General features: G+C 53.8%; 19 protein-coding genes. 18 read left to right on the top strand and 1 reads right to left on the bottom strand.

Annotation, left to right across the window (positions count from 1 at the left end; all coding sequences use genetic code 11):
• The first annotated feature begins 2 nt into the window (after positions 1–2).
• From ABT58_RS02370 to tldD, 18 genes are all read left to right on the top strand, one after another.
• Positions 3–1,706, top strand: coding sequence for a GspE/PulE family protein (locus tag ABT58_RS02370; RefSeq protein WP_047872765.1), 1,704 nt, complete (start codon positions 3–5; stop codon positions 1,704–1,706).
• Positions 1,707–1,754: 48 nt separating this feature from the next.
• On the top strand, positions 1,755–2,975 hold the full coding sequence (locus ABT58_RS02365) for a type II secretion system F family protein (RefSeq protein ID WP_047872764.1): 1,221 nt from the start codon (positions 1,755–1,757) through the stop codon (positions 2,973–2,975).
• The gene (locus ABT58_RS02360; RefSeq protein WP_053062929.1) at positions 2,956–3,432 is read left to right on the top strand and encodes a hypothetical protein; all 477 of its coding nucleotides are present in this window, start codon (positions 2,956–2,958) and stop codon (positions 3,430–3,432) included. The genes ABT58_RS02365 and ABT58_RS02360 overlap by 20 nt, the downstream gene beginning before the upstream one ends.
• A 28-nt stretch (positions 3,433–3,460) precedes the next feature.
• Entirely contained in the window at positions 3,461–4,051 is a 591-nt protein-coding gene (locus ABT58_RS02355; RefSeq protein WP_047872763.1) for a prepilin-type N-terminal cleavage/methylation domain-containing protein, read from the top strand.
• A 31-nt stretch (positions 4,052–4,082) separates the two neighbouring features.
• Positions 4,083–4,559: a type II secretion system protein gene (locus ABT58_RS02350; protein ID WP_047872762.1), complete on the top strand. Its 477-nt coding sequence runs from the start codon at positions 4,083–4,085 to the stop codon at positions 4,557–4,559.
• Between the two features lie 91 nt (positions 4,560–4,650).
• Positions 4,651–5,187 (top strand): type II secretion system protein, encoded by a 537-nt coding sequence (locus ABT58_RS02345; protein WP_082210911.1) that lies wholly within the window; start codon positions 4,651–4,653, stop codon positions 5,185–5,187.
• On the top strand, positions 5,171–5,920 hold the full coding sequence (locus tag ABT58_RS02340) for a prepilin-type N-terminal cleavage/methylation domain-containing protein (RefSeq protein ID WP_047872760.1): 750 nt from the start codon (positions 5,171–5,173) through the stop codon (positions 5,918–5,920). The genes ABT58_RS02345 and ABT58_RS02340 overlap by 17 nt, the downstream gene beginning before the upstream one ends.
• Positions 5,920–6,678 carry a PilW family protein gene (locus ABT58_RS02335; protein WP_047872759.1) on the top strand — a complete coding sequence of 253 codons (759 nt, stop codon included), beginning with the start codon at positions 5,920–5,922 and terminating at the stop codon, positions 6,676–6,678. Before ABT58_RS02340 ends, ABT58_RS02335 begins: the two co-directional genes overlap by 1 nt.
• On the top strand, positions 6,668–7,108 hold the full coding sequence (locus ABT58_RS02330) for a PilX N-terminal domain-containing pilus assembly protein (protein WP_047872758.1): 441 nt from the start codon (positions 6,668–6,670) through the stop codon (positions 7,106–7,108). Before ABT58_RS02335 ends, ABT58_RS02330 begins: the two co-directional genes overlap by 11 nt.
• A gap of 847 nt (positions 7,109–7,955) precedes the next feature.
• Positions 7,956–10,370 (top strand): DUF6701 domain-containing protein, encoded by a 2,415-nt coding sequence (locus ABT58_RS02325; RefSeq protein WP_146147302.1) that lies wholly within the window; start codon positions 7,956–7,958, stop codon positions 10,368–10,370.
• A 115-nt stretch (positions 10,371–10,485) separates the two neighbouring features.
• A complete protein-coding gene (gene mreB, locus ABT58_RS02320) occupies positions 10,486–11,529 on the top strand; it encodes a rod shape-determining protein MreB (RefSeq protein ID WP_039464726.1) in 1,044 nt (347 codons plus the stop codon).
• Positions 11,530–11,569: 40 nt separating this feature from the next.
• Positions 11,570–12,430 (top strand): rod shape-determining protein MreC, encoded by an 861-nt coding sequence (gene mreC, locus ABT58_RS02315; RefSeq protein ID WP_047872756.1) that lies wholly within the window; start codon positions 11,570–11,572, stop codon positions 12,428–12,430.
• Positions 12,420–12,908 (top strand): rod shape-determining protein MreD, encoded by a 489-nt coding sequence (mreD, locus tag ABT58_RS02310; RefSeq protein ID WP_047872755.1) that lies wholly within the window; start codon positions 12,420–12,422, stop codon positions 12,906–12,908. Before mreC ends, mreD begins: the two co-directional genes overlap by 11 nt.
• Before the next feature lie 107 nt (positions 12,909–13,015).
• Positions 13,016–13,594 (top strand): Maf family protein, encoded by a 579-nt coding sequence (locus tag ABT58_RS02305; RefSeq protein WP_047872782.1) that lies wholly within the window; start codon positions 13,016–13,018, stop codon positions 13,592–13,594.
• Between the two features lie 8 nt (positions 13,595–13,602).
• On the top strand, positions 13,603–15,072 hold the full coding sequence (rng, locus tag ABT58_RS02300) for a ribonuclease G (protein WP_047872754.1): 1,470 nt from the start codon (positions 13,603–13,605) through the stop codon (positions 15,070–15,072).
• A gap of 15 nt (positions 15,073–15,087) precedes the next feature.
• A complete protein-coding gene (locus ABT58_RS02295) occupies positions 15,088–19,044 on the top strand; it encodes a YhdP family protein (RefSeq protein ID WP_053062928.1) in 3,957 nt (1,318 codons plus the stop codon).
• A 95-nt stretch (positions 19,045–19,139) separates the two neighbouring features.
• Complete coding sequence (locus ABT58_RS02290; RefSeq protein WP_047872752.1) at positions 19,140–19,964, top strand: carbon-nitrogen hydrolase family protein; 825 nt, start codon at positions 19,140–19,142, stop codon at positions 19,962–19,964.
• A 42-nt stretch (positions 19,965–20,006) separates the two neighbouring features.
• Positions 20,007–21,455 carry a metalloprotease TldD gene (gene tldD, locus ABT58_RS02285; RefSeq protein ID WP_047872751.1) on the top strand — a complete coding sequence of 483 codons (1,449 nt, stop codon included), beginning with the start codon at positions 20,007–20,009 and terminating at the stop codon, positions 21,453–21,455.
• Positions 21,456–21,564: 109 nt separating this feature from the next.
• On the opposite strand, the gene yjgA is transcribed toward tldD, so the two are convergent.
• The gene (gene yjgA, locus ABT58_RS02280) at positions 21,565–22,089 is read right to left on the bottom strand and encodes a ribosome biogenesis factor YjgA (RefSeq protein WP_047872750.1); all 525 of its coding nucleotides are present in this window, start codon (positions 22,087–22,089) and stop codon (positions 21,565–21,567) included.
• Positions 22,090–22,115 lie beyond the last annotated feature (26 nt).

Here is a 22,115-nt window from a genome sequence, read left to right as displayed (position 1 = left end):
TCGTGCCAATCCGATTACGCAAACGCCTCGGGGATCTGCTGATTGAAGAAGGCATTGTCACTGCCGAGCAGATCGAACAGGCGTTGGATAACCAACAATCCAGCGGCCGAAAACTGGGTGATACCCTGATCAGCATGGGGTTCTTGAGTGAGCAGCAGATGCTGCAGTTCCTCTCTCAGCAGCTGGATATTCCGTTGGTGGATCTTAACCGGGTCTCGGTGGATCTTGAGGCCGTCCCGCTGCTGGCAGAGGTGCATGCCCGTCGTCTGCGTGCGCTGGTGATCGGTGAGCGCGACGGCATTGCCCGTGTGGCTATGAGTGATCCGGCCGATCTGGCAGCGCAGGAAGCCTTGTATAACCAGCTCGGCGATTACCGTGTGGAGCTGGTGATCACCCCTGAACGTCAGTTGATCGCGGCGTTTGACCGTTATTACCGCCGCACGCAAGAGATTGTCTCATTTGCCGAACAGCTGCAGGCGGAACATCAGCACATTGCCGATTACAGCTTCGGTTTTGACGAAGACGACAGTAACGACGTCACCGTGGTGAAGCTGATCAACTCTTTGTTTGAAGATGCGATCCAAGTGGGCGCGTCGGATATCCATATCGAGCCGGACAGCGATGTGCTGCGTATTCGTCAGCGTATTGATGGCGTGTTGCATGAAACCCTGATCAATGAAGCCGGCGTGGCGTCCGCACTGGTTCTGCGCCTCAAGCTGATGAGCAGCCTGGATATATCGGAAAAGCGTTTGCCACAAGATGGCCGTTTCAACATGAAAGTGCGCGGTCAGTCGGTGGATGTGCGTCTGTCGACCATGCCGGTGCAGTACGGTGAGTCCGTGGTGATGCGTTTGCTCAACCAGTCGGCGGGGATCTTGAGTCTGGATCAAATCGGTATGCCCGCCGATATTTTGCAGCGATTTCGCCGTCAATTGCGTCGTCCGCACGGCATGATTTTGGTCACCGGCCCGACCGGTTCGGGCAAAACCACCACCTTGTACGGCGCCCTGAACGAGCTCAACAAACCCGGTAAGAAGCTGATCACCGCCGAAGATCCGGTGGAATACCGCTTGCCGCGTGTGAATCAGGTGCAGGTTAATAACAAGATTGGCCTGACGTTCTCATCGATTTTGCGCACCTTCCTGCGTCAGGATCCCGATATCATTTTGGTGGGGGAAATGCGCGATCAGGAGACGGTGGAGATCGGTTTGCGTTCTGCGCTGACCGGCCACTTGGTGTTGTCGACCCTGCACACGAACGATGCGATCGACAGTGCGCTGCGCATGATCGACATGGAAGCGCCGGGGTATCTGGTGGCCAGTGCAGTGCGTGCGGTGCTGGCACAGCGTTTGATCCGCCGGGTATGTCGAGATTGCCATGAACCGGCCGCCCCAGAAGCGGAGCAACAGCAGTGGCTGGCAGCCCGTTTTCCTGACGCGCAAAGCGAAACCTTTCATCGTGGACGCGGGTGTCAGAGCTGTAACTTTACCGGCTACCGAGGCCGGGTCGGGGTGTTTGAACTGCTAGAGATGACCCCTGAGATGATGGATGCCCTGCGTGCCGGCGATACGGTCTTATTCAGCCAGTTGGCCCGCCAGTCGGAAGGGTATCAGCCGTTGGTGGTCTCGGCCATGGCGTTGGCACAGGCGGGCGTGACCAGTTTGGAAGAAGTCATGATGTTGGGTGAAGGCGATGAATTTTTCTAACGCGCGGCCGTGCTTCCATACTCAGCCGCGCACAAGCAGGACATAAGCATGGCGGTATTTACTTATCGTGGCCGGGGAAGTAAAGGCGAATTGTTACGCGGCCAGCTGGAAGCGGCGTCTTCGGATGCTGCCAGCGATGCGCTGATCCGCCAAGGCATTATCCCGCTGGACATTCGCGAGCGTCCTGCACAAGCCTTCAACGTCGATATGAAGTCACTGTTTAAGCGACCGGTACCGTTGGATGTGTTGGTGATCTTCTGTCGCCAGTTGTACAGCCTGACCAAAGCCGGTGTGCCTCTGCTGCGCGCGATCCGTGGCCTGAGCCAAAGTGCCAACCATCCGCAACTGAAAGCGGCGTTAGAGTCGGTGGTGGTGGAGCTCACCAACGGTAAATCCTTGTCTGCTGCGATGAAAATGCACCCGCAGGTGTTTTCGGGCTTGTTTGTCTCGATGATCAGCGTGGGGGAAAACACTGGTCGTCTGGATACCTTGCTGCTGCAACTGGCGTTGTATTACGAGCAGGAAGTGGAAACCCGTCGCCGGATCCAATCCGCAATGCGTTACCCGACCTTTGTGATCAGTGCGATTTTGCTGGCAATGGCGGTATTAAATATCAAAGTGATCCCGCAGTTTTCCTCCATGTTCAGCCGCTTTGGCGTCGATCTGCCGTTGCCGACCCGCATTCTGATCGGCACTTCGAACGTGTTTGTGCATTACTGGCCGTTGATGCTGGCGGGACTGGTGGCGAGCTGGTTGGGATTGCGCCTGTGGCGTCAGACCCCAAAAGGCGGCGAACGTTGGGATCAGTGGCGGCTGAAAGCCCCGATTGTGGGGGACATCATCAACCGTGCTCAGTTGTCGCGTTTTTCGCGCACGTTTTCCCTGATGGTGCGGGCGGGGGTGCCCTTGAACCAAGCCATTCAAATGTCGGCGGAGGCCTTAGGCAACCGCTACCTCGAGAATCGCTTGATCGCCATGAAACAAGGCATTGAGGGGGGCAACAGCATCGCCAATACCGCCAGTCAGTCAGAAGTGTTTACCCCGTTGGTGCTGCAGATGATTGCGGTCGGTGAAGAAACCGGCCAGGTCGATGAATTGCTGCTGGAAGCGGCTGACTTTTATGATCGCGAAGTGGATTACGATCTGAAAACCCTGACCGCCAAGATCGAGCCTCTGTTGCTCTTGGTCGTGGCAGGCATGGTGCTGCTGTTGGCGTTGGGAATTTTCTTGCCCATGTGGGGATTGTTGGATGTCGCGCGCGGGGCGTAAACGGGAATACGCCCCGTTGATGGTGTGGCTGTTACTGATCGTGGTGCTGGTGGCGGCGTTATTGGCGCAATGGCCTCGCTTGCAACAGGCCACGACCGACACACAAGTCAAATTACTGACACAAACCTTGTGGGAGAGTGCGGTCAGTTTGCGTCAAAAATGGGAACTAGAGAACAAGCCAGAACGATCATTCTTAAAAGGTATTGAATATACCTTTACGCAAAAAGGGTGGCCGGTTATATCCCATAATGGGCAAATAAATTGTCATGAAACATGGTTATTGCTCTCATCACGTATTAAATCCGTTAAATATACGCACTTGTCATCAAAAAATGAAATGAGATCAAAGTATTATAATTCGTGTTATTACCAGATTGATGATGGAAAAGGTGTGGCAATATTTTATGAAAATGAGACAATATTCATCAGCAATTTTTTGACGCTCCTCCAAGAGTGATCATGTCTATTTGACAGGTTGAAATAGCATGCAAGGAAGAACACACAAACAAGCCGGCTTTTCGCTGGTAGAGCTGGTGATCGTGATCATCGTGGTGGGGTTATTGGCCGTTGCCGCGTTACCGCGTTTTATGAATGTGACCGATGAAGCCAAGAAAGCCGCCATTGAAGGGGTGGCAGGAGGCTATGCCACGGCTGTGTTATCCGTGCGTGCGCAATGGGAAGCGTATGGGCGTCCGCAAGCTGACGGGCGTAACAGTGTCAGCTATGACGGCACCGATTTTTACCTGACGCAGGCCAGCGATGCGCTCTCGCCAAGCATCGGTTATCCGATCGCGTTGACCTCAAAACCGATTGAGACCCTGGTCGTGAATGACTGTGTGGCCTTGATGGACAATTTGTTGCAAAACCCGCCTAAAGTCACCAGCGTTGCTGCCGATGTCTCTGGGGGCGATTTTCTGTTCTTCGTCGCACTGGTCGAGGAAGACAAACAGCAGGCTTGTCGTTACTACCAATTGGCATCTGCCGGTAGTGATGGCACTGGCTCTACCAACGTGACCTCAGGTCATTATTTTACTTACCAGCCTGCCAAGGGTTTGGTGCAGACTGACTTACGCTAAGCGTAGTGATTGAACGTAAATGGAGAATGTTATGAAACGTCAAGGCGGCTTTACGCTGATTGAGATGGTGGTGGTTATCGTGATCCTCGGCATTTTGGCCGTGACCGCTGCCCCACGTTTTTTGAACCTGCAAGATGATGCGCGTGCGTCTGCGTTACAAGGCCTGAAAGGCGCGATTGATGGTGCGGCAGCGATTACCTACGGTAAGGCTGCGGTGCAGGGTAAAGAAAGCTCTGATGATGCAACCGTTGAAGGAGTGAAGACGGTATATGGTTACCCTGCTGCAACTTCAGCAGCCCTTTCTGCCGCTGTTGTTGGCTTGAGTGACTGGCAGTTTGTTAAAGAAACAGATACTTCTATTACATATACTTATAAGGGAAATAAGTATGACTCTGCAGCTGCTGCTACTTGTATTGTAACGTACACACAAGCAACAGGAGTGTCTGCTGTATCTGCTGCTCATACAACAGTTGATTTAGGTGCTGGTTGTAACATTAGTACTAACTAATGTTTTTTTAATAGAGCTCTTCGGAGCTCTATTGCCAAAAGTCATCTGCGGGTGACTTCTGGCAATAGGTTCGCTTCTTTTCGGGTGATTCATGCCCTTCCATTTCGTCCCTCGGGACGCTCAACACGGCTTTACGTTGATTGAACTGATCGTGGTGGTGATCCTGCTTGGGATCCTGGCGGTCACGGCCTCATCACGTCTGATTGGCCGCAGCAGTTTTGATGCTATCGTGGTGCGCGACCAAGCCATTGCGCTGGCGCGTCAGATCCAGCGAGAAGGGATGGATGTGGTGTTAGCCTCGAATGCGGTACCAGAGCATGTGGGTCTGTATATCGGCCTGAATGTGCTGGGTTCACCCGTCTGTGCAACAAATGTTGCTGCTACATCGTGTTTGTCGACAACGCACGATAAGGTGAGTTTTTCCTTTTCCCCATCGCATCGGATGCTCTCCGATAATGCCATGACCTTGCATTTTGATTGGCTCGGTCGCCCGATGACGGTCGAAACAAACCCGTTCCAACGCGCCTGTACCCCCAACCGTTGTGAAATCACCATAACTGCCCGTAACGGTGAAACGGCCATGTTGTGCATTAACGCAGAGGGGTTGATTAATGACTGCGCGATTTAACCCTGTGCCTTGTTCCAGCTCCCGTATCACGGCGTCACGTGGTTTTACCCTGATTGAAAGCATCATTGCCATCGTGATCCTGGCCATTGCCATGGTGACGCTCACCAGCTTTTTGTTTCCCCAAGCTGAACGCTCGGCCACGCCGTATTATCAGGCGCGTGCAGCTGCAATCGCCAATGCCTTTCTCAATGAAATACTCGCCCGGCAGTTTGATGAATTCTCCGATCCGCACGGTGACAGCCGGGTGCGCTGCGGTGAAATCGACAAAGACGGCCAGCGTGTGATTTGTAGCCAGCCGGCGGAAAATGGCGTGTGGCCAAAAGATCACGCGATGGAATATTTTGAATACCGTGATCCAATGAGCGATCACGCGTTGGGCTACGGCTTAGTGCCAATGGTGGCCAATGATGTGGACGATTTCCACGGCTGTTGGGGCGATCTGGCGTTATGTCAGCAGCGTGATGATGCCCATCGCTATCCGTGGCGGGGTTTTATTGAAACCTTGCTGGATGGTGATAACAGCCGTTTGGGAACCTATAAAAACATGACGGTAACGGTGGATGTCCGTTACGACGCAGGCCTGCAACCGGTGGGTAAGGCCTCGACATCAATATCAGCGTCAACGTTACAATCGGCTCCGTCGCAATCTGTACCGCACAAACGTGTCACGGTGACCGTAAATACCGGACGTTATGGGCAGTATGCGGTGGTCGCGTACCGGAGTAATTACTGATGCCTGCGCGTATGCCACAAAGGGGCTTTACCCTGATGGAACTGGTGATCGCCGTCGTGTTGGTGGGGATCATCGTATTGGGCATTGGCAGCTATGTGCAGTTTGGGGTTCAAGGCTACGTGAACACCGTCAGCCGTGAGCGTTTTCAGAGTGAACTACGTTTTGCTCTGGAAAAAATGACCCGCGAAATTCGCCATGCCGCGCCAAACAGCGTGTCGGCCAGCGCAGCAGTGAACAAGCACGCGGCTGGAGAAAATTGCGTGGCCTTTCGACCGATTGTGGCGGCCGGTTTTTACGTTGGCGCGCCTGATGCCAACCCGTTACAGGTGGTGCCGACCATCGGTTCGGTCGCCCAATGGCTGGCGTTGAAGGACAGCCAGTATGCGGTGGCGGTTGGTTTGGTAAATGCCCGCGAATACGGCAATCCAGCGCATCAGATAATGAGAGTGCAAGATACTGATAATACGCAGCAGGTAGCGGTGACACTCGCGCAACCGCTGACGACCAGTTCGCCGGCACAGCGTGTGTACGTGTACGGCGGGCGCGTGCGTTACTGCTTGGTGGGACAAGCGCTCATGCGTGAGGAAGGTCGGGTATCGTTGCCTGTGGCTAATCACGTCGATGCCTTTACCGTCACTGCGCTCAGTGCCGGGCTAGAAAACAACGGTATGGTGCACCTGCGATTACGATCTCACGATCCGCGCAGCGGCGAGACCTTCCATTACGATCATACGGTGCAGGTGCTCAATGTCCGTTAGTGTGCAAGCTTCCGTGTCATCTCGTCGTCAGCGTGGCAGCGCGCTGATCATGGCGATTTTCCTGATCACCGTGATGGGGTTATTGGCGGCGGCAATGATCCGAATCGATCACACCAGTCAGTCCACCACTGCCCATGAGGTATTCGCGACCCGTGCGTGGTATGCCGCCCATTCTGGTAATGAGTACGTGCTCAGCCAGTTGTTCCCGTTAGGGCAATCAACATCGGATCCTCAAGCTTGTCAGTCTTACGTTTTGTCTGCCGCCGCCTTTTCCTGCCAGCAAGTGACAGTGACGTGTCAGGCCATAGAATACCAAAACGGTGCAGGGCAAACGGCTCACCGTTACCAGTTAGAAAGTACCGCGACCTGTGGGACAGGAGCATTGGCGACAACCCGTGTGCAGGAAGTGTGGGCAAAAGAGATTGAATAAGATGATGAAAGAGCAGTTATCGAGAGGTATTCGACTCGGCTTGTTAGTGCTCAGCCTGTTATTTTCGACTGTGTATTCGGTGACCTTGCAAGCGGCGGGGATTGATAATTATTGTGCCGCGTTTCCGGGGCCTGCGCAGACGTGGGAATCTAATCGTCAGACACAGTCATACTTGGGTTTTAAAGCGCTAATTACGGGAACCTATAAAGAAAAGGGTCAGCATTATTTATGGCTGAAACTTGAAACGAATCCTGAATTGCCTGGCAGAGGTGATTTTGCTTGCGACGGTAATTCATGTCTATTTCCGACGGGCAGCCAGCCTAATCGTTGGGCGACCAAGCTCAATTTGGGCGCCTTTCAAGTGACGTCATCAAATGCTTATTATCAGGCTAATGTTCCTAAATTACCTGAATATGGTTCGTTTGATATAGCGGCGGGTGTGACAGAATCTTTACGTGATGGTCAGGGACATAAAATCAAGCGCTTCAGTGTTGCGGGTGGCTCAACTGTTCACCTTTATGCGGGGACATATTGGTTTGAAAAAATGGAGTTATCTAGCCGGAGTAAGGTGATAACCCATGGAAAGGTGATCATTCATGTAAAAGGCTTATCTATTGCTGATGCATCAGAAGTCTTTCCTCAAAGTGATAATCCCGATGATTTACACCTATATGAGCACACCGGCGAACATGAATTTCTCAGTCAAGTACGCTTGACGAAAGGTAGTCAATTTACAGGGCTATTATATTCAGAAGAAAGTGTGAATTTAGAGGGTGGGCAGTGTTCATCGCCAACACGTTGTGAGATTACGGCCATTACGGGGGCTGTCACTACGCGATTCTTAAAGATGGATAGTAGTTATGAAGCGCCAAGTGCAGTCATCAACGGCCAAAGCGCCTGTTTCAATCCCAAAGAATACTTCATCGACATCACACCTGAAAAAGATGAATCTCTCACGTGTGATCGTCAAAAAGTGACTGTGCGGGTTTTGGATAAAGACGGAAAAATTGCGACCGATTATACCGGTGATATTCATCTTTCCTCGTCACTGACCCGTGCCGGTAAGGCACGCTGGTTTGGTACGGAATCTGGCGGAACATCCTTGGGGGATGTGAAAAACCGGGTAACGGTCACACCAAATAGAGGGCAGAAAACGCTGTGGCTCAAGAGCGAACACATCGGAAAGATAACCGTGACGGCGACTCTGTCGAAAGATGACAAGAAAACCGATAGCAGCACCTTTTTGTTTGTCCCTTATGGGTTTGAAATCGCAGAAGGCGAGCTCCCTTTAGTGGCAGGAAAACCGGTCGATATTGCGATCACTGCATTGGCTTGCCCCTCTGAAAAAGGCCAGATGGTCGCAACCGAATATCAGGGAAACCGGATACTGACGTTAGAGACGGTTTACGATTCACCGTCGACGGGCAGTCAGCGAATTCAGCTGGCAAAGCCAAATAGTACCGAATGGCAAAGCCGCCAACTCAGTGTGCATTTTGAGGCGGGCAAAGCCAGCGCGCAGTTGCGCTATCTGGATGCAGGAACCGCTCGCCTGACGTTAAAGGATGAACAATGCACGACGTCAGATTGTGCGGTAATACCGGTCGCGCAACGTATGTATGCGCGGGCATTGGCGGATTGGCAGGGATTGACGGGCAGTCAGACTATCAAGGCCCGCCCGTATACCTTTGCCTTGTGTGATGCAGATAATCTCGGAAGCGGACAGCAGGAAAAGTCGATTCAGGCCGCCACGGGAACAGCAAACAACGGTAATGCCTTCGTCGCGGCAGGTGAGCGCTTTGCAACCCGAGTGAAGCCGGTGATATGGACTGAGAGTGATGCCGGGAAAGACAACATCGCTCCCAACGGTGATGCCACCAAGCTGGTCGATACCCGTCATCTGTGTGAACGGATGGAAACTACCAATTTCTACCATGCCCAAGCACCGGCTGCGAAAGTACAGCTTACGATTCCGGCGGGAGACAATGCCAAGCCTCACTCTCCCAATGTGGCGGGCGCACGTCCCGGCGTATTAACCCGCTCGCCGTTAACGCACGAAGAAATTGCCACGCAACCTTTTTATGCCAGCTGGAGCGAAGTGGGCAGTATTCAATTGCGGGCGGGCGTGCAAGGCACTTATTTAGGGATGAAAGTGAATATCGGCTATCGCCCTGTCGGGCGGTTTTACCCGAAGTTCATGGCTGTGGTGCCGAGTGAAAGTGGCATGACGTATCCCAATGGGCAGGATTTTGTGTACATGAATCAGCCCTTTAACGGGCAGTTAACCGTGCAGGCGCAGAACCAGCAGCAAGAACCGACCTACAACTACGGTTATTTTGCCGATGCGTACAAAGTCGGGATCCAAATGGTCGCGGCGGCGCAACAGACCCTTGAGGGGACCGGTAACCGTCTGACGGAGCGGATGGATTTTTCCGAGTGGGACCGTGTGGCGGGAGATCATTGGCGGCGCAATTGGCAACAAGAGGCCATCACCGTGCCGACGGCGCCTTTGCTGTTTACCCGCTTGAATGCGATGCAAGGGGCGACTGTCAGCGCGTTCGGTTCCACACAGCCGGACGGGCCGTACCGCGTGGCATTGGGGATCGCACCACAAGAAGTGGAGAATTGCGCACAAATGGGTTGTCCCGAGTTGAACATCCATAGCATGACCGTCTTTAACTGTTCGGTGGGCACGGCATGTGAGAGCACATTCCGAGCACAATCATTTGCAACCTTTAGTGCCCGTTATGGTCGTATGGTCATGGATGACACCGCCGGACGCAGTGGACAGGCGCTGGCTATCCCGCTGCGGGTAGAGTATTGGAACGGCAAGGCGTTCACCGTGCATGAGGCGGATCATGTTTCCGTCTTTGATGGCGAGTATTTTTGTCAGCAGCCGTTGTCAGATCCGGCCGTGCGCGGTAAGACGCTGGGCAACGGTGAGGTGACGCAGGGGCAGGCGGCTTCCGGCGCCCTGAACGCACAGCAAGATGCGGGAAGCGATGATCGTCCTCATCGCGCGCAGATCCGTTTCTGGCAGAAGTTGGTGGATAATGCCCCGTCTGCCAATCACGACGCGGATCTGCCGATTTATTGTCAGTCAGGTACTGTGGATCGCGAGGGCGGAACACAGCCATGGCTGCTGTATAACTGGCGCAAGCAGGGGGATGAAAACCCGTCTGCCGTGGTGACCTTTGGGACGTATCGCGGGAATGATCGAGTGATTTATCGGGGTGAAAAGGGCATGAATTTTAGGCTACCGTAAATAAAATGACGATCTGTGGCAGGTTTGACAAAGCTTACCTTGTCTCGATCCGCCCCCCTTGATACATTTAGCGCAATTTAACGAATTTGTGAGCTTGCAGGATTAGCCGAAGACTATGTTTAAAAAACTTCGTGGCATGTTTTCTAATGACCTGTCTATTGACTTGGGTACTGCCAATACCCTTATTTACGTCAAAGGACAGGGCATCGTTCTTGATGAACCATCAGTAGTGGCGATCCGTCAGGATCGTGCTGGAGCAACTAAGAGCGTGGCCGCAGTAGGTCACGACGCCAAGCAGATGCTGGGCCGTACTCCGGGCAATATCGCGGCGATCCGTCCAATGAAAGACGGTGTGATCGCGGACTTTTATGTGACAGAAAAAATGCTGCAGCATTTTATCAAGCAGGTTCACGATAACAGTCTTCTACGTCCAAGCCCTCGCGTATTGGTCGCGGTTCCATGTGGTTCTACGCAAGTAGAGCGTCGTGCTATCCGTGAATCTGCACAAGGTGCGGGTGCGCGTGAAGTGTACCTGATTGACGAGCCAATGGCGGCGGCAATCGGTGCCGGCATGCCTGTGTCTGAAGCGACCGGTTCGATGGTGATCGATATCGGTGGTGGTACCACAGAAGTCGCGGTGATCTCGCTAAACGGTGTGGTGTACTCCTCATCAGTACGCATCGGTGGTGACCGTTTCGATGAAGCGATCATTAACTACGTGCGCCGTAACTACGGCAGCCTGATCGGTGAAGCAACCGCTGAGCGCATCAAGCACGAAATCGGTTCCGCTTACCCGGGCGACGAAGTGCGTGAAATTGAAGTACGCGGCCGTAACCTAGCAGAAGGTGTACCACGCAGCTTTACCCTGAACTCCAACGAAATTCTAGAAGCGCTGCAAGAGCCGCTAACCGGTATCGTATCTGCGGTGATGGTTGCGCTAGAGCAGTGTCCACCAGAGCTAGCGTCTGATATTTCTGAGCGCGGTATGGTGCTGACAGGCGGTGGTGCGCTACTGCGTGATCTGGACCGTCTGCTAACAGAAGAAACCGGTATTCCAGTGGTCGTGGCAGAAGAGCCATTGACATGTGTCGCTCGTGGCGGCGGTAAAGCACTGGAAATGATCGACATGCACGGTGGCGATCTATTCAGCGAAGAATAATGCCCGTCCGGGCATGTTTATAAACAGGTTATAGCGTTACATGAAACCTATCTTTGGCAGGGGGCCTTCCCTGCAACTGCGCCTGTTTCTTGCCATTTTACTGTCGGTTGGCTTAATGCTGGCCGACAGTCGTCTTGATGCCTTCGCCAATGTCCGTTATTTGCTGAACTCGGCGATTGCCCCGCTGCAATACGCCGCAAATTTGCCGCGCGATTTTCTCGATGGGATCTCTGGACAGCTTAGCTCACACCAACGCTTACTGGCTGAAAATAAAGCCTTGCAGCGTGATTTGTTGGTGCAGCAAAGTGATGTCTTGTTACTTGAGCAATTGAAGCAGGAAAATCAGCGTTTACGGGACCTTTTGGGCTCGCCGTTTGTCCGTGATGAAAAGAAACTGATTGCCGAAGTGATGGCCGTGGATTCGGACCCTTACAGTCATCAGGTGATGATTGATAAAGGCCGGGTTGACGGGGTGTACGAAGGGCAGCCGGTGATCAACGAAAAAGGGATCGTCGGGCAGGTGTCTTACGTGGGCGCCCACAACAGCCGCGTGTTGTTGCTGATTGACCCCAGCCATGCCATTCCGGTGCAGGTGGTGCGTAATGACATTCGTGTGATTGCCTCCGGCAGCGGTCAGGTGGATCAGATCCAGCTGGAGCACGTACCGAGCAGCACCGACATTGAAGTGGGGGATTTGCTGGTGAGTTCCGGTTTAGGCGGGCGTTATCCGGAAGGCTATCCGGTCGCGAATGTGACGGAGTTTTCGTTTGATAACAAGCGTCCGTTTGCCCAAATCAAGGCAAGACCCACGGTGCAGTTTGATCGTCTGCGCTACCTGTTGTTAGTGTGGCCGACCGCACGTGAAACCCTGACTGATGGAGATTTCGCGCATGGCAAATAGTCGTGCCCATGGCCGTCTTTGGATTTGGCTGTCGTTTATCGTGGCCTTGATTTTACAGGCGGCACCCTGGCCGGGTGAATTAGAGCCGTTTCGTCCATCGTGGGTGATCCTGGTGGCGTTTTACTGGGTGTTGGCATTGCCGCACCGAGTCAACGTGGGCACCGCATTGATTCTCGGGTTACTGTGGGATCTGATGCTGGGCTCAACGTTGGGGGTACGGGGCCTGATGATGTCGGTGCTGTGTTACATCGTGGCATTGAATTTTCAGGTATTACGTAACTTATCACTGTGGCAGCAGGCCATTTTGATCGCCTTGCTGACCCTGGCCGGTAAGCTGGTGGAATTCTGGGCTGAATATCTGGTCTCCGTGATCACTTTTGATCCGGAAAGACTGTGGGCGGTGCTGTTAAACTTCCTGTTATGGCCGTGGTTATTCCTGCTGTTGCGACGAATGCGTCGTAAGCTCTCAATTCGTTAAATTATATTCCCAATGCGATCTGTTCGATGCTAGGGTGTAAGCATTAACATCGAACGAAACCGAATGGATCGCATTGATTTATCACACCAAACTGTATGAGTGATATCATGTCGACGCCACAATTGTATCTGGCTTCCGGTTCGCCTCGCCGTAAAGAGCTCCTCACCCAATTAGGCTACCGTTTTGAGCGGGTAGTCGTGGATGTGGAAGAGCAACATCAGGCGGGTGAAGCGCCTGCCGATTATGTTCAGCGTCTTTCTCGCGACAAAGCCATGGCAGGTGTCACTGCGGTGGCCGATCGTCATCCGGTGCTGGGCGCCGATACCATTGTGGTGGTGGATGAGACGATCCTCGAAAAACCCAAAGACTTTGCCGATGCCAAGCGTATGTTGCAGTTGTTATCCGGCCGTCGCCATCAGGTGATGACGGCGGTGACAGTGGCCACGCAGGCCCAGCAGCAAACGCAACTTGTGATCACGGATGTGTGGTTCAAAACGTTGTCGGATCAGGAGATCGACGCGTATTGGCAGAGCGGAGAACCCCAAGATAAAGCAGGCAGCTATGGTATTCAGGGGATAGGCGGCAAGTTTGTCGAGCGTATCGATGGCAGTTATTACGCTGTGGTGGGGTTACCGTTAGTGGAAACCGACATCATGGTACAAAACTTTTTAAGCTTATCAAATTAGAGGCAACCATGAGCACAGAGCTGCTGATTAACGTAACGCCGAGCGAAACGCGCGTTGCAATGATTGAGGCCGGTACCTTGCAGGAAGTTCATATTGAACGTGAATCCAAGCGCGGTATCGTCGGCAATATTTATAAAGGTCGCGTCAGTCGCGTGTTACCAGGCATGCAGGCCGCGTTCGTCGACATTGGTCTTGATAAAGCAGCTTTCCTGCATGCGTCAGACATTGTGCCGCACACCGAATGTGTGGCAGAAAATGAGAAACAACAATTCCAGGTGCGTGACATTTCTGAACTGGTTCGCCAGGGGCAGGACCTGGTGGTGCAGGTGGTGAAAGATCCACTGGGTACCAAAGGTGCTCGCCTGACCACTGACGTCACGCTGCCATCGCGCTACCTGGTGTTCATGCCGGGAGCGAGCCATGTGGGCGTGTCTCAGCGCATCGAAAGTGAAGAAGAGCGCGAGCGTCTCAAAAGTGTTGTGAACCAATACTGTGATGACTTGGGCGGTTTCATTATCCGTACCGCTGCAGAAGGCGCAACGTCAGATGAAATGGCGCAAGATGCCGCGTTCTTGAAGCACTTGTGGCGTAAAGTGTTGGAACGTCGCGGTAAATACAAGCCAAAATCCATGCTGTATGGCGAGTTGGGTTTGGCGCAGCGCATTTTGCGTGACTTTGTCGGCACCGAGCTGGACCGTATTCTGGTTGACTCGCGTCTGGGCTTTGAAAAGCTCAAAGAATTCACCGATGAATTTGTGCCGGAGCTGAGCGAGAAGCTGGAATACTACGCCGGTGAGCAGCCGATCTTTGATCTGTATGACACCGAGAGCGAAATTCAGCGCTCACTGGATCGTAAAGTCGAGCTTAAGTCTGGCGGCTACCTGATCATCGATCAGACCGAAGCCATGACCACCATCGACATCAACACCGGTGCGTTTGTTGGCCGTCGTAATCTGGAAGAGACCATCTTCAATACCAATATCGAAGCGACCAAGGCCATTGCCCGTCAGCTGCGTTTGCGTAACTTGGGTGGGATCATCATCATCGACTTCATCGACATGGCGCTAGACGATCACCAGCGTCGCGTGTTGATGGCGCTGGAACAGGCGCTGTCTTACGATCGCGTGAAAACCAACATCAACGGCTTTACTCAGCTAGGCTTGGTAGAGATGACCCGTAAACGCACACGTGAAAGTATTGAACATGTGCTGTGTGATACCTGTCCAACCTGTGAAGGACGTGGTACGGTGAAAACCGTGGAAAGTGTCTGCTACGAGATCCTGCGTGAAATCACGCGTGTTAACCGTGCGTATGATGCTGACCGTTTTGTGGTGTATGTGGCACCGGCGGTGGCAGATGCCTTTATCGGGGATGAATCCCACGCATTGGCAGAGCTCGAAGTTTTCATCGGCAAGCAAGTGAAAATCAAAGCTGAACCTCTGTACGTCCAAGAGCAGTTTGACGTCGTGATGATGTAACAGCGAGGCAGTTGAGTGACAACAGTTCCAGTTCGTCTGGTACGTGGATTGATGTGGCTGGTACTGACAGTGTTAGTACTGGCCGCAATTGCGATTAGCGGTCTGCGTTTTATCCTTCCCCAGCTTAATGACTACCGTGAGCCGATCCGGCAGTGGGCCTCTGAACAGGCTGGTCTGCATCTGGATATTGCCCACGTTGAAGGGCATTGGCGTAATTTCGGTCCCTCCCTTGTCCTGCAAGGTGTCAGTGTTACCATGCCGGCTCAGCCGGATTCTGTGGTGAAAGTGGGGGATGTTTCTTTCCAGCTGGATCTGCTGAGCTCAGCCCTGCAACTGCGTCCGGTATTCCATGATCTGCGTATTGATCGTCTGAAACTGGATGTCACCGGTTTTCAGGCTGCTTCCGCTGCTGACAGCACTGAGGCAGAAAGCGACGAGCAGCTGGCGACGATCAAACAACTGGAAGACATTCTGTTTGTCCAGTTAGGCCAGTTTTCGCTGCGTAACTCCGCCATTACTTTCCTTTCTCCGGCCGACGAGCGTCTGACGGTCGATATCCAGACCCTGAAGTGGGACACCCAGCATGGCCAGCGCCGTGCCGAAGGGGTGATCAGTATCGCCGATACCCATTTCAGCCAAGTGCAAGTGATCGCTAACTTATCGGCCAAGCAATCGTGGTCTGAGCAATCCGGCGAACTGTACCTGCATGCTCGCAACCTGTCGTTGACCCCGTGGCTCAACAAGCAGCGCTTGAGCGAGGCCGAAATCACCACCAGTAACATCAATGCGCAGGCATGGTTGACCGTGGCCAATGGTCAGCTACAGCATGCTAACCTGATGTTGGATGACTCCTTCTTGCGCTGGCAAGGCAAAGACGGTTCACACCATTTCCGCATTCATGAAGGCCATTTACGCCTGCATCCGCTGTTTGACGACGCGAATACCGCATCAGGCAACGGCCATGCGGTGGGATGGCGTCTGGACAGCGATAAGCTGGCGCTGCAAACCGACCGCACTGACTGGCCAGCGATGGACATTGCCGCACAGTGGACGCCTTCCGGTTGGCAAGCTGCGCTCAACACGATTGCGCTGGCACCATTGCGCCCGTTGGTGGACTTGCTGCCGCTGGATGCGACGTCCCGCAATGCCATTGAACAGCTTAAGCCACACGGTACGATCAATGACATCCGTGTCGCCAGTGATGCCGAGTATGGCCCGCGCTTTTCATTTGAAGCCAAACAACTGGGCTTGTCTCATTGGGAATACTTGCCGGGCTTCAATAAGCTGGATGCCCATGTTGCCGGCGATCTGGCGGGGGGCAAAGCCCAACTGACCCTGAAAAATGACAGCTTGCCGTACGGCGAGATGTTCCAGGCGGCACTGCCTATCCGTGATGCGGACGTAACGGCGTATTGGCAAGTGGATAAACAAGGCTGGCGCTTGTGGAGTGACAAACTGTCGGTTGCCACGCCGCACCTGTCGGTGGATGGCCAGTTCCGGTTAGATTTTCCGACTGACACACCGGCGTGGTTGTCGTTTTATGGCGAAGCCAGTATCAGTCAGGCCGGGGAAACCTGGCGCTACCTGCCGACGTTGGCGCTGGGCCATGAGCTGACAGATTACTTGTCTGCGGCGATCCGTGGCGGTAAAGCCAAAGATGCCCAATTGCTGTGGTATGGCGAGCTCAATGCCTTCCCGTATGCGCAGCACGACGGGGTGTTCCAAGCCTTTGTGCCGCTGCGCAAAGGCGCGTTCAGCTTTGATACCGCGTGGCCGGAGCTCACCTCACTGAATCTGGATTTACTGTTTGAAAATGACTGGATGTATCTCAATGCCCGTCATGCCAAAACCATGGGCGCCACAGCTTCTCGTGTGACCGGCGGTGCAGAGTTAGCCGAAGATGGCCACCTGAAACTGACGGTGGATGTGGCTGCTAACGGCGAGCAGGTGCGGGATTACATGCTGGCCACGCCATTGGTGGACTCGGTGGGTGCCGCGCTCACAACGGTGCAAGTGAGCGGGCCGGTGACTTCCCAGTTCAAACTCGATATTCCGTTTGATGGCAGTGACGTGCGCGCGTGGGGTAACGCGACCCTGAAAGACAATCAGGTGGCGCTGAACGCACCGCCGATTCCGCTGGAAAAGGTCAGCGGGGTGATCCATTTTGATAACGACAAAATCAAGGCGGACGATTTTACCGGCACAACGCTCAATCAGCCTGTGCAGCTTGGTTTTACCGGAAAGAGTGTGGCGACAACCGGCGGCAGTGACAGCGGTTATCGTGTCGATGTGAACCTCAACGGTGACTGGGACGTGGCGAAGCTGCAACAAACGTTGGAGGATCCGCTACTGGCGCGCGTGGTGGGGCGCAGTGCGTGGCAAGGCCATGTCGGCGTTGATCTGCATGATACCGGCTTTGCCTATCAGGTGGATGTGACGGCGCCGCTGAAGCAGATCAGTAGCCAGCTGCCGTATCCGCTCGCCATTGTGCCGAACACCGATAAGGCGCTGCAACTGGCTGTGAAAGGCAATCAGCATGCGTTAACCAGTACGCTGATTGCGCCGGATGTGACGTATCAGGCCGAGTTTAATTTGATCCCGGATCGGTTAGTGATTGAAAGCAGTGAACTGACGGTCGGCAAAGCCAAACGTCATGCGCTGCAACGGGGTGTGCACGGTGTCGATGTGGATACCACCAAGGTAGACGGTGACCGCTGGATCAGCCTGATTGGTGAGATCCACGATAAGATCGCGGCCACCGATGCCTCGTCAGCAGGGACGTCATCGGGTACCACATCGGCGATGCCTGAGATCCCGCTGCCTAACCGGGTACAGGCGAAAGTGAAGCAACTGACGTTAGCGGGGCTTGACTGGAACAAGGTCTCCTTGTCACTGAGCCAGCGCATGACGCAGGACAAAGCCTGGCAGATGAACATCAACAGCCGCGAGTTGACCGGGCATGCGTTGTGGCCGAAAGATCAGCCTTTGCGGGTAGAGCTGGATAGCCTGCACCTGAATATTCCGGACAGTGACACACCGGATCTGGATAAGCCTTATCAGCCGCAGCATGACGTGCCGCCGGTGACGGACTTTGATCGCAGCATGATGGCCAACATGCCGAACATTGACTTGCTGCTGCATGACGCGTGGCTGCAAGGCTATCGTCTGGGCAAAGTATCGGGCAAGTTGCGCCGTGAAAAAAATATGCTGGCCTTGAGTAACTTTACCGTGAACTCCGGCGCGACCACGCTGAATCTGGACGGCAACTGGACGCTGGATGGTGAACACAGTGAAACCCAGTTGGCGTTTGATATTGAAGGGAAGAACAGCTCTGACATCATGGGCCGCTTTGGGATCTCCGGCGGGATCCAAGGGGCATCGTTCAGTACCTATGCCTCGATTCAATGGCAAGGCGCACCGTGGTCAATGCACCGTGAAACCCTGACCGGTGAAGTGAAATCCGAGACCGGCCAAGGCGTGATCAGTGACATTGGTGGTGCGGGACGCTTATTGGGCTTATTCAGTATTGATTCCATCGTGCGCAAAATGCAGCTCGATTTTTCCGGTATTTTTGATGATGGTTTGGCGTTTAACTACATTCGAGGCAGTGGCCGGATTGAGAATGGCCAATTTGAGACCTCGGACATCAAAATGCAGGCCCTGGCAGGGGATATGTTTATTCAAGGAAGTGCTAATCTTGTGAATGAGACAGTGGATGCACACGTGAAGTTTATTCCTGACTTCACCTCCGGGATCCCTGTATTGACCGCCTTTGCCGTGGCGCCGCAGGCCGCGATTTATGTGTTTGCGATTTCCACCGTGCTCTCGCCGGTGGTGGATGTCTTCACGCAGGTGAATTACTTGGTGAAAGGGCCGATTGATTCCCCGACCGTGACCGAGCAGTCACGCTTTACCGGGGAGTATAAAGTGCCGGAATCGTTGCAGCGTCAAGAAAGTTCAAAGCAAAAATAATTGGCCGTGTTTGTGCTGCCAGTCGGGCGGCGCGGGCGATAACGGCGTTGTCTGCCACCGTGTGTGGCAGGCCATGAAGCACAAAGGAGAATGTGGTGGCGAAGTTTGGCATTGTACAGATGACTTCAGGGGCGGATCCGGAGAAGAATTTCCTGCACCTGAGAAAGAAAGTCAAAGGCCTGCAACTGCAAGGGGCCAAAGTGGTGATCACACCGGAAAACTGTCTGGTGTTTGGGTCGCAAGCGGATTATCAGCGCCATGCCGAGCCATTGGGTGACGGCCCGTTACAGGCGGAAGTCGCGGCAATGGCCAAGCAATTCGGGCTCTGGATCCTGGTTGGCTCGATGCCGATTTTGCGTGCCAACGGCGCCATTACCACCACCGCCTTACTGTTTGATGATCAGGGGGAATGCCGGGCCGATTACGATAAAATTCACATGTTTGATGTGGATGTGGCGGATCAGCATCGCCGCTACCGTGAGTCCGACACCTTCCTGGCCGGTGATGCCATCAAGGTGGTCGAGACACCGTATGGCAAAATTGGCCTCTCAATCTGTTATGATGTGCGTTTTCCCCAGTTGTACACGGCCTTACGTGAGCAAGGCGCAGAGATCATTGTGGTGCCGGCGGCTTTTACCAAGGTGACCGGTCGTGCCCATTGGGAAGTGTTATTGCGCGCGCGTGCCATTGAAACCCAGTGTTGGGTGGTGGCGGCAGCACAATGGGGCGAGCACAATGAATCACGGGAAACCTGGGGTCACTCGATGATTGTGGATCCTTGGGGGCAGATCGTGACCTGCCAGCAACAAGGGACCGGCGTGATCATGGCGAATATCGATCTCGATCTTTGCCGGACTATCCGAACAAATATGCCATTGGTGAAGCATGCCCGACTGGGCGTTCACCATCGCGAGCGCTAACCGACACGGGTCGGAAGTGCCATTAACACAAGAGCAGAATAAATGACGCTGGAAATTGTAGAAGATACCATGCTGGCCCAAGCGGGATTAGGGCGTGAAGAGCTGAATCGTACCTTGGGGCTGGTGGCAGCACGTGATGTGGATTATGCCGATGTGTATTTCCAGTCGTGCTGGCATGAATCCTTGGTGCTGGAAGATAGCATCATCAAAGACGGTTCGTTCAACATTGACCGTGGCGTGGGGGTACGCGCGGTATCGGGTGAGAAGACCGGCTTTGCGTATTCCGACCAAATCAACCTGCTGGCACTGACGCAAAGTGCCAAGGCTGCACGCGGGATCACCCGCAGTGGCGGTGACGGTAAAGTACAGGCGTTCACCCCTTATGCGCCGGGTGACATCTATGCGCCGGTGAACCCGCTAAACAGCTTTGATAAGCACCAGAAAATCGCCTTGCTGGAAGAGATTGACCGCTACATTCGCACCAAAGAGCCCATGGTGAAAGAAGTGTCTGTCAGCATCAACGGTGTGTATGAGCAAATTCTGGTGGCGGCGCTGGACGGGACTTACGCAGCGGATATTCGTCCGTTGGTGCGTTTGTCGATCAGCGTGCTGATTGAAAAAGGCGACAAGCGTGAGCACGGCAGTGCCGGTGGCGGTGGCCGCTACGGTTACGAGCACTTCCTGCAAGACGCCGGTGACGGTAAAACGATCGCATTGATGTATGCGGATGAAGCGCTGCGTCAGGCTCTGATCAATATTGATGCCGACGAAGCCCCTGCGGGCACTATGCCTGTGGTATTGGGTGCCGGTTGGCCGGGTGTACTGTTGCACGAAGCCGTAGGTCACGGTCTGGAAGGTGACTTTAACCGTAAAGGGTCGTCCATGTTCTCGGGTCAGCAGGGTCAGCAAGTGACGTCTAGCCTGTGTACTATTGTGGATGACGGTACGCTGAAAGATCGCCGTGGCTCGATCAACATCGATGACGAAGGGGTGCCGGGTCAGTACAACGTGTTGGTGGAAGGCGGTAAGCTGAAAGGCTACATGCAAGATAAGCTGAACGCGCGTCTGATGGGCGTGGCGCCGACCGGTAACGGCCGTCGTGAATCGTATGCACACCTGCCGATGCCGCGTATGACCAACACCTACATGTTGCCGGGTGAGCACTCACCGGAAGAGATCATTGCCAGCGTGAAGAAGGGCGTGTACGCGCCGAACTTCGGTGGTGGTCAGGTGGATATCACCTCCGGTAAGTTTGTGTTCTCCGCATCGGAAGCGTATTTGATTGAAAACGGTAAGATCACCCGTCCAATCAAAGGCACGACCTTGATCGGCAGCGGTATCGAAGCGATGCAGCAGGTCTCGATGGTGGGTAACGATCTGGAAATCGACCGTGGTGTCGGTGTCTGTGGTAAGGCCGGTCAGAGCGTCCCTGTGGGCGTGGGTCAGCCAACCCTGAAGATTGAATCGATGACCGTGGGCGGTACGCAATAAGCGTCGTCTGCGTCTGAAGCGCATAAAAAATGCCAGCCTGTGAAGGCTGGCATTTTTATTGGTATGATGGTTATCGCTGGAATGGCGTAAAGCCTGAGTGCGAGAACGATCAGTCTTCCAGGTACAGTGACTTTAGCACCTGGAAAATTTCACGGTACGCTTTGCCCGGTTTTTCCTGTGCTTTTTCTTTAACGGCCTGACGCACTAATTGGCGCAGGTGCTGACGGTCAGCGTGTGGGTGATCCACGATGATCGCATTGATCATGCTGTCGCCGTTTTCAATCAGCTTTTCACGTTTCTTTTCAAGCTTGTGCAGCATAGCAGTGGTCTGCGAGTGCTTGTTGTTCAGCTTGTCCAGTGCAACCTGAATCGGCTCGATGTCCACTTGGCGCATCAGCTTACCGATACGCTGCAGCTGGCGACGACGGGCTTCGTTTTTAAAACGTTGCGCATCTTTGATCGCTTCACGCAGTTCTTCATCCAATGGCACTTTAGCAAGGGCGCCTGGCTTCAATTCTGCCAGCTCCTCACCCATCTTTTGCAGGGCTTCCATGTCGCGCTTCATCTCGGATTTACTTACCCAGATGATCTCTTCTTCTTCTTCCCATGGGGCTTTTTGATTTTTACGGCTCATAACAGGCTCATGGCTATTGCATTTGG

Origin of the sequence: Photobacterium aphoticum, from assembly GCF_001029435.1 — a bacterium.
Taxonomy (GTDB): domain Bacteria; phylum Pseudomonadota; class Gammaproteobacteria; order Enterobacterales; family Vibrionaceae; genus Photobacterium; species Photobacterium aphoticum.
Note: the sequence above shows the minus strand (reverse complement) of the source record. Positions and strands in the feature narration are given on the sequence as shown.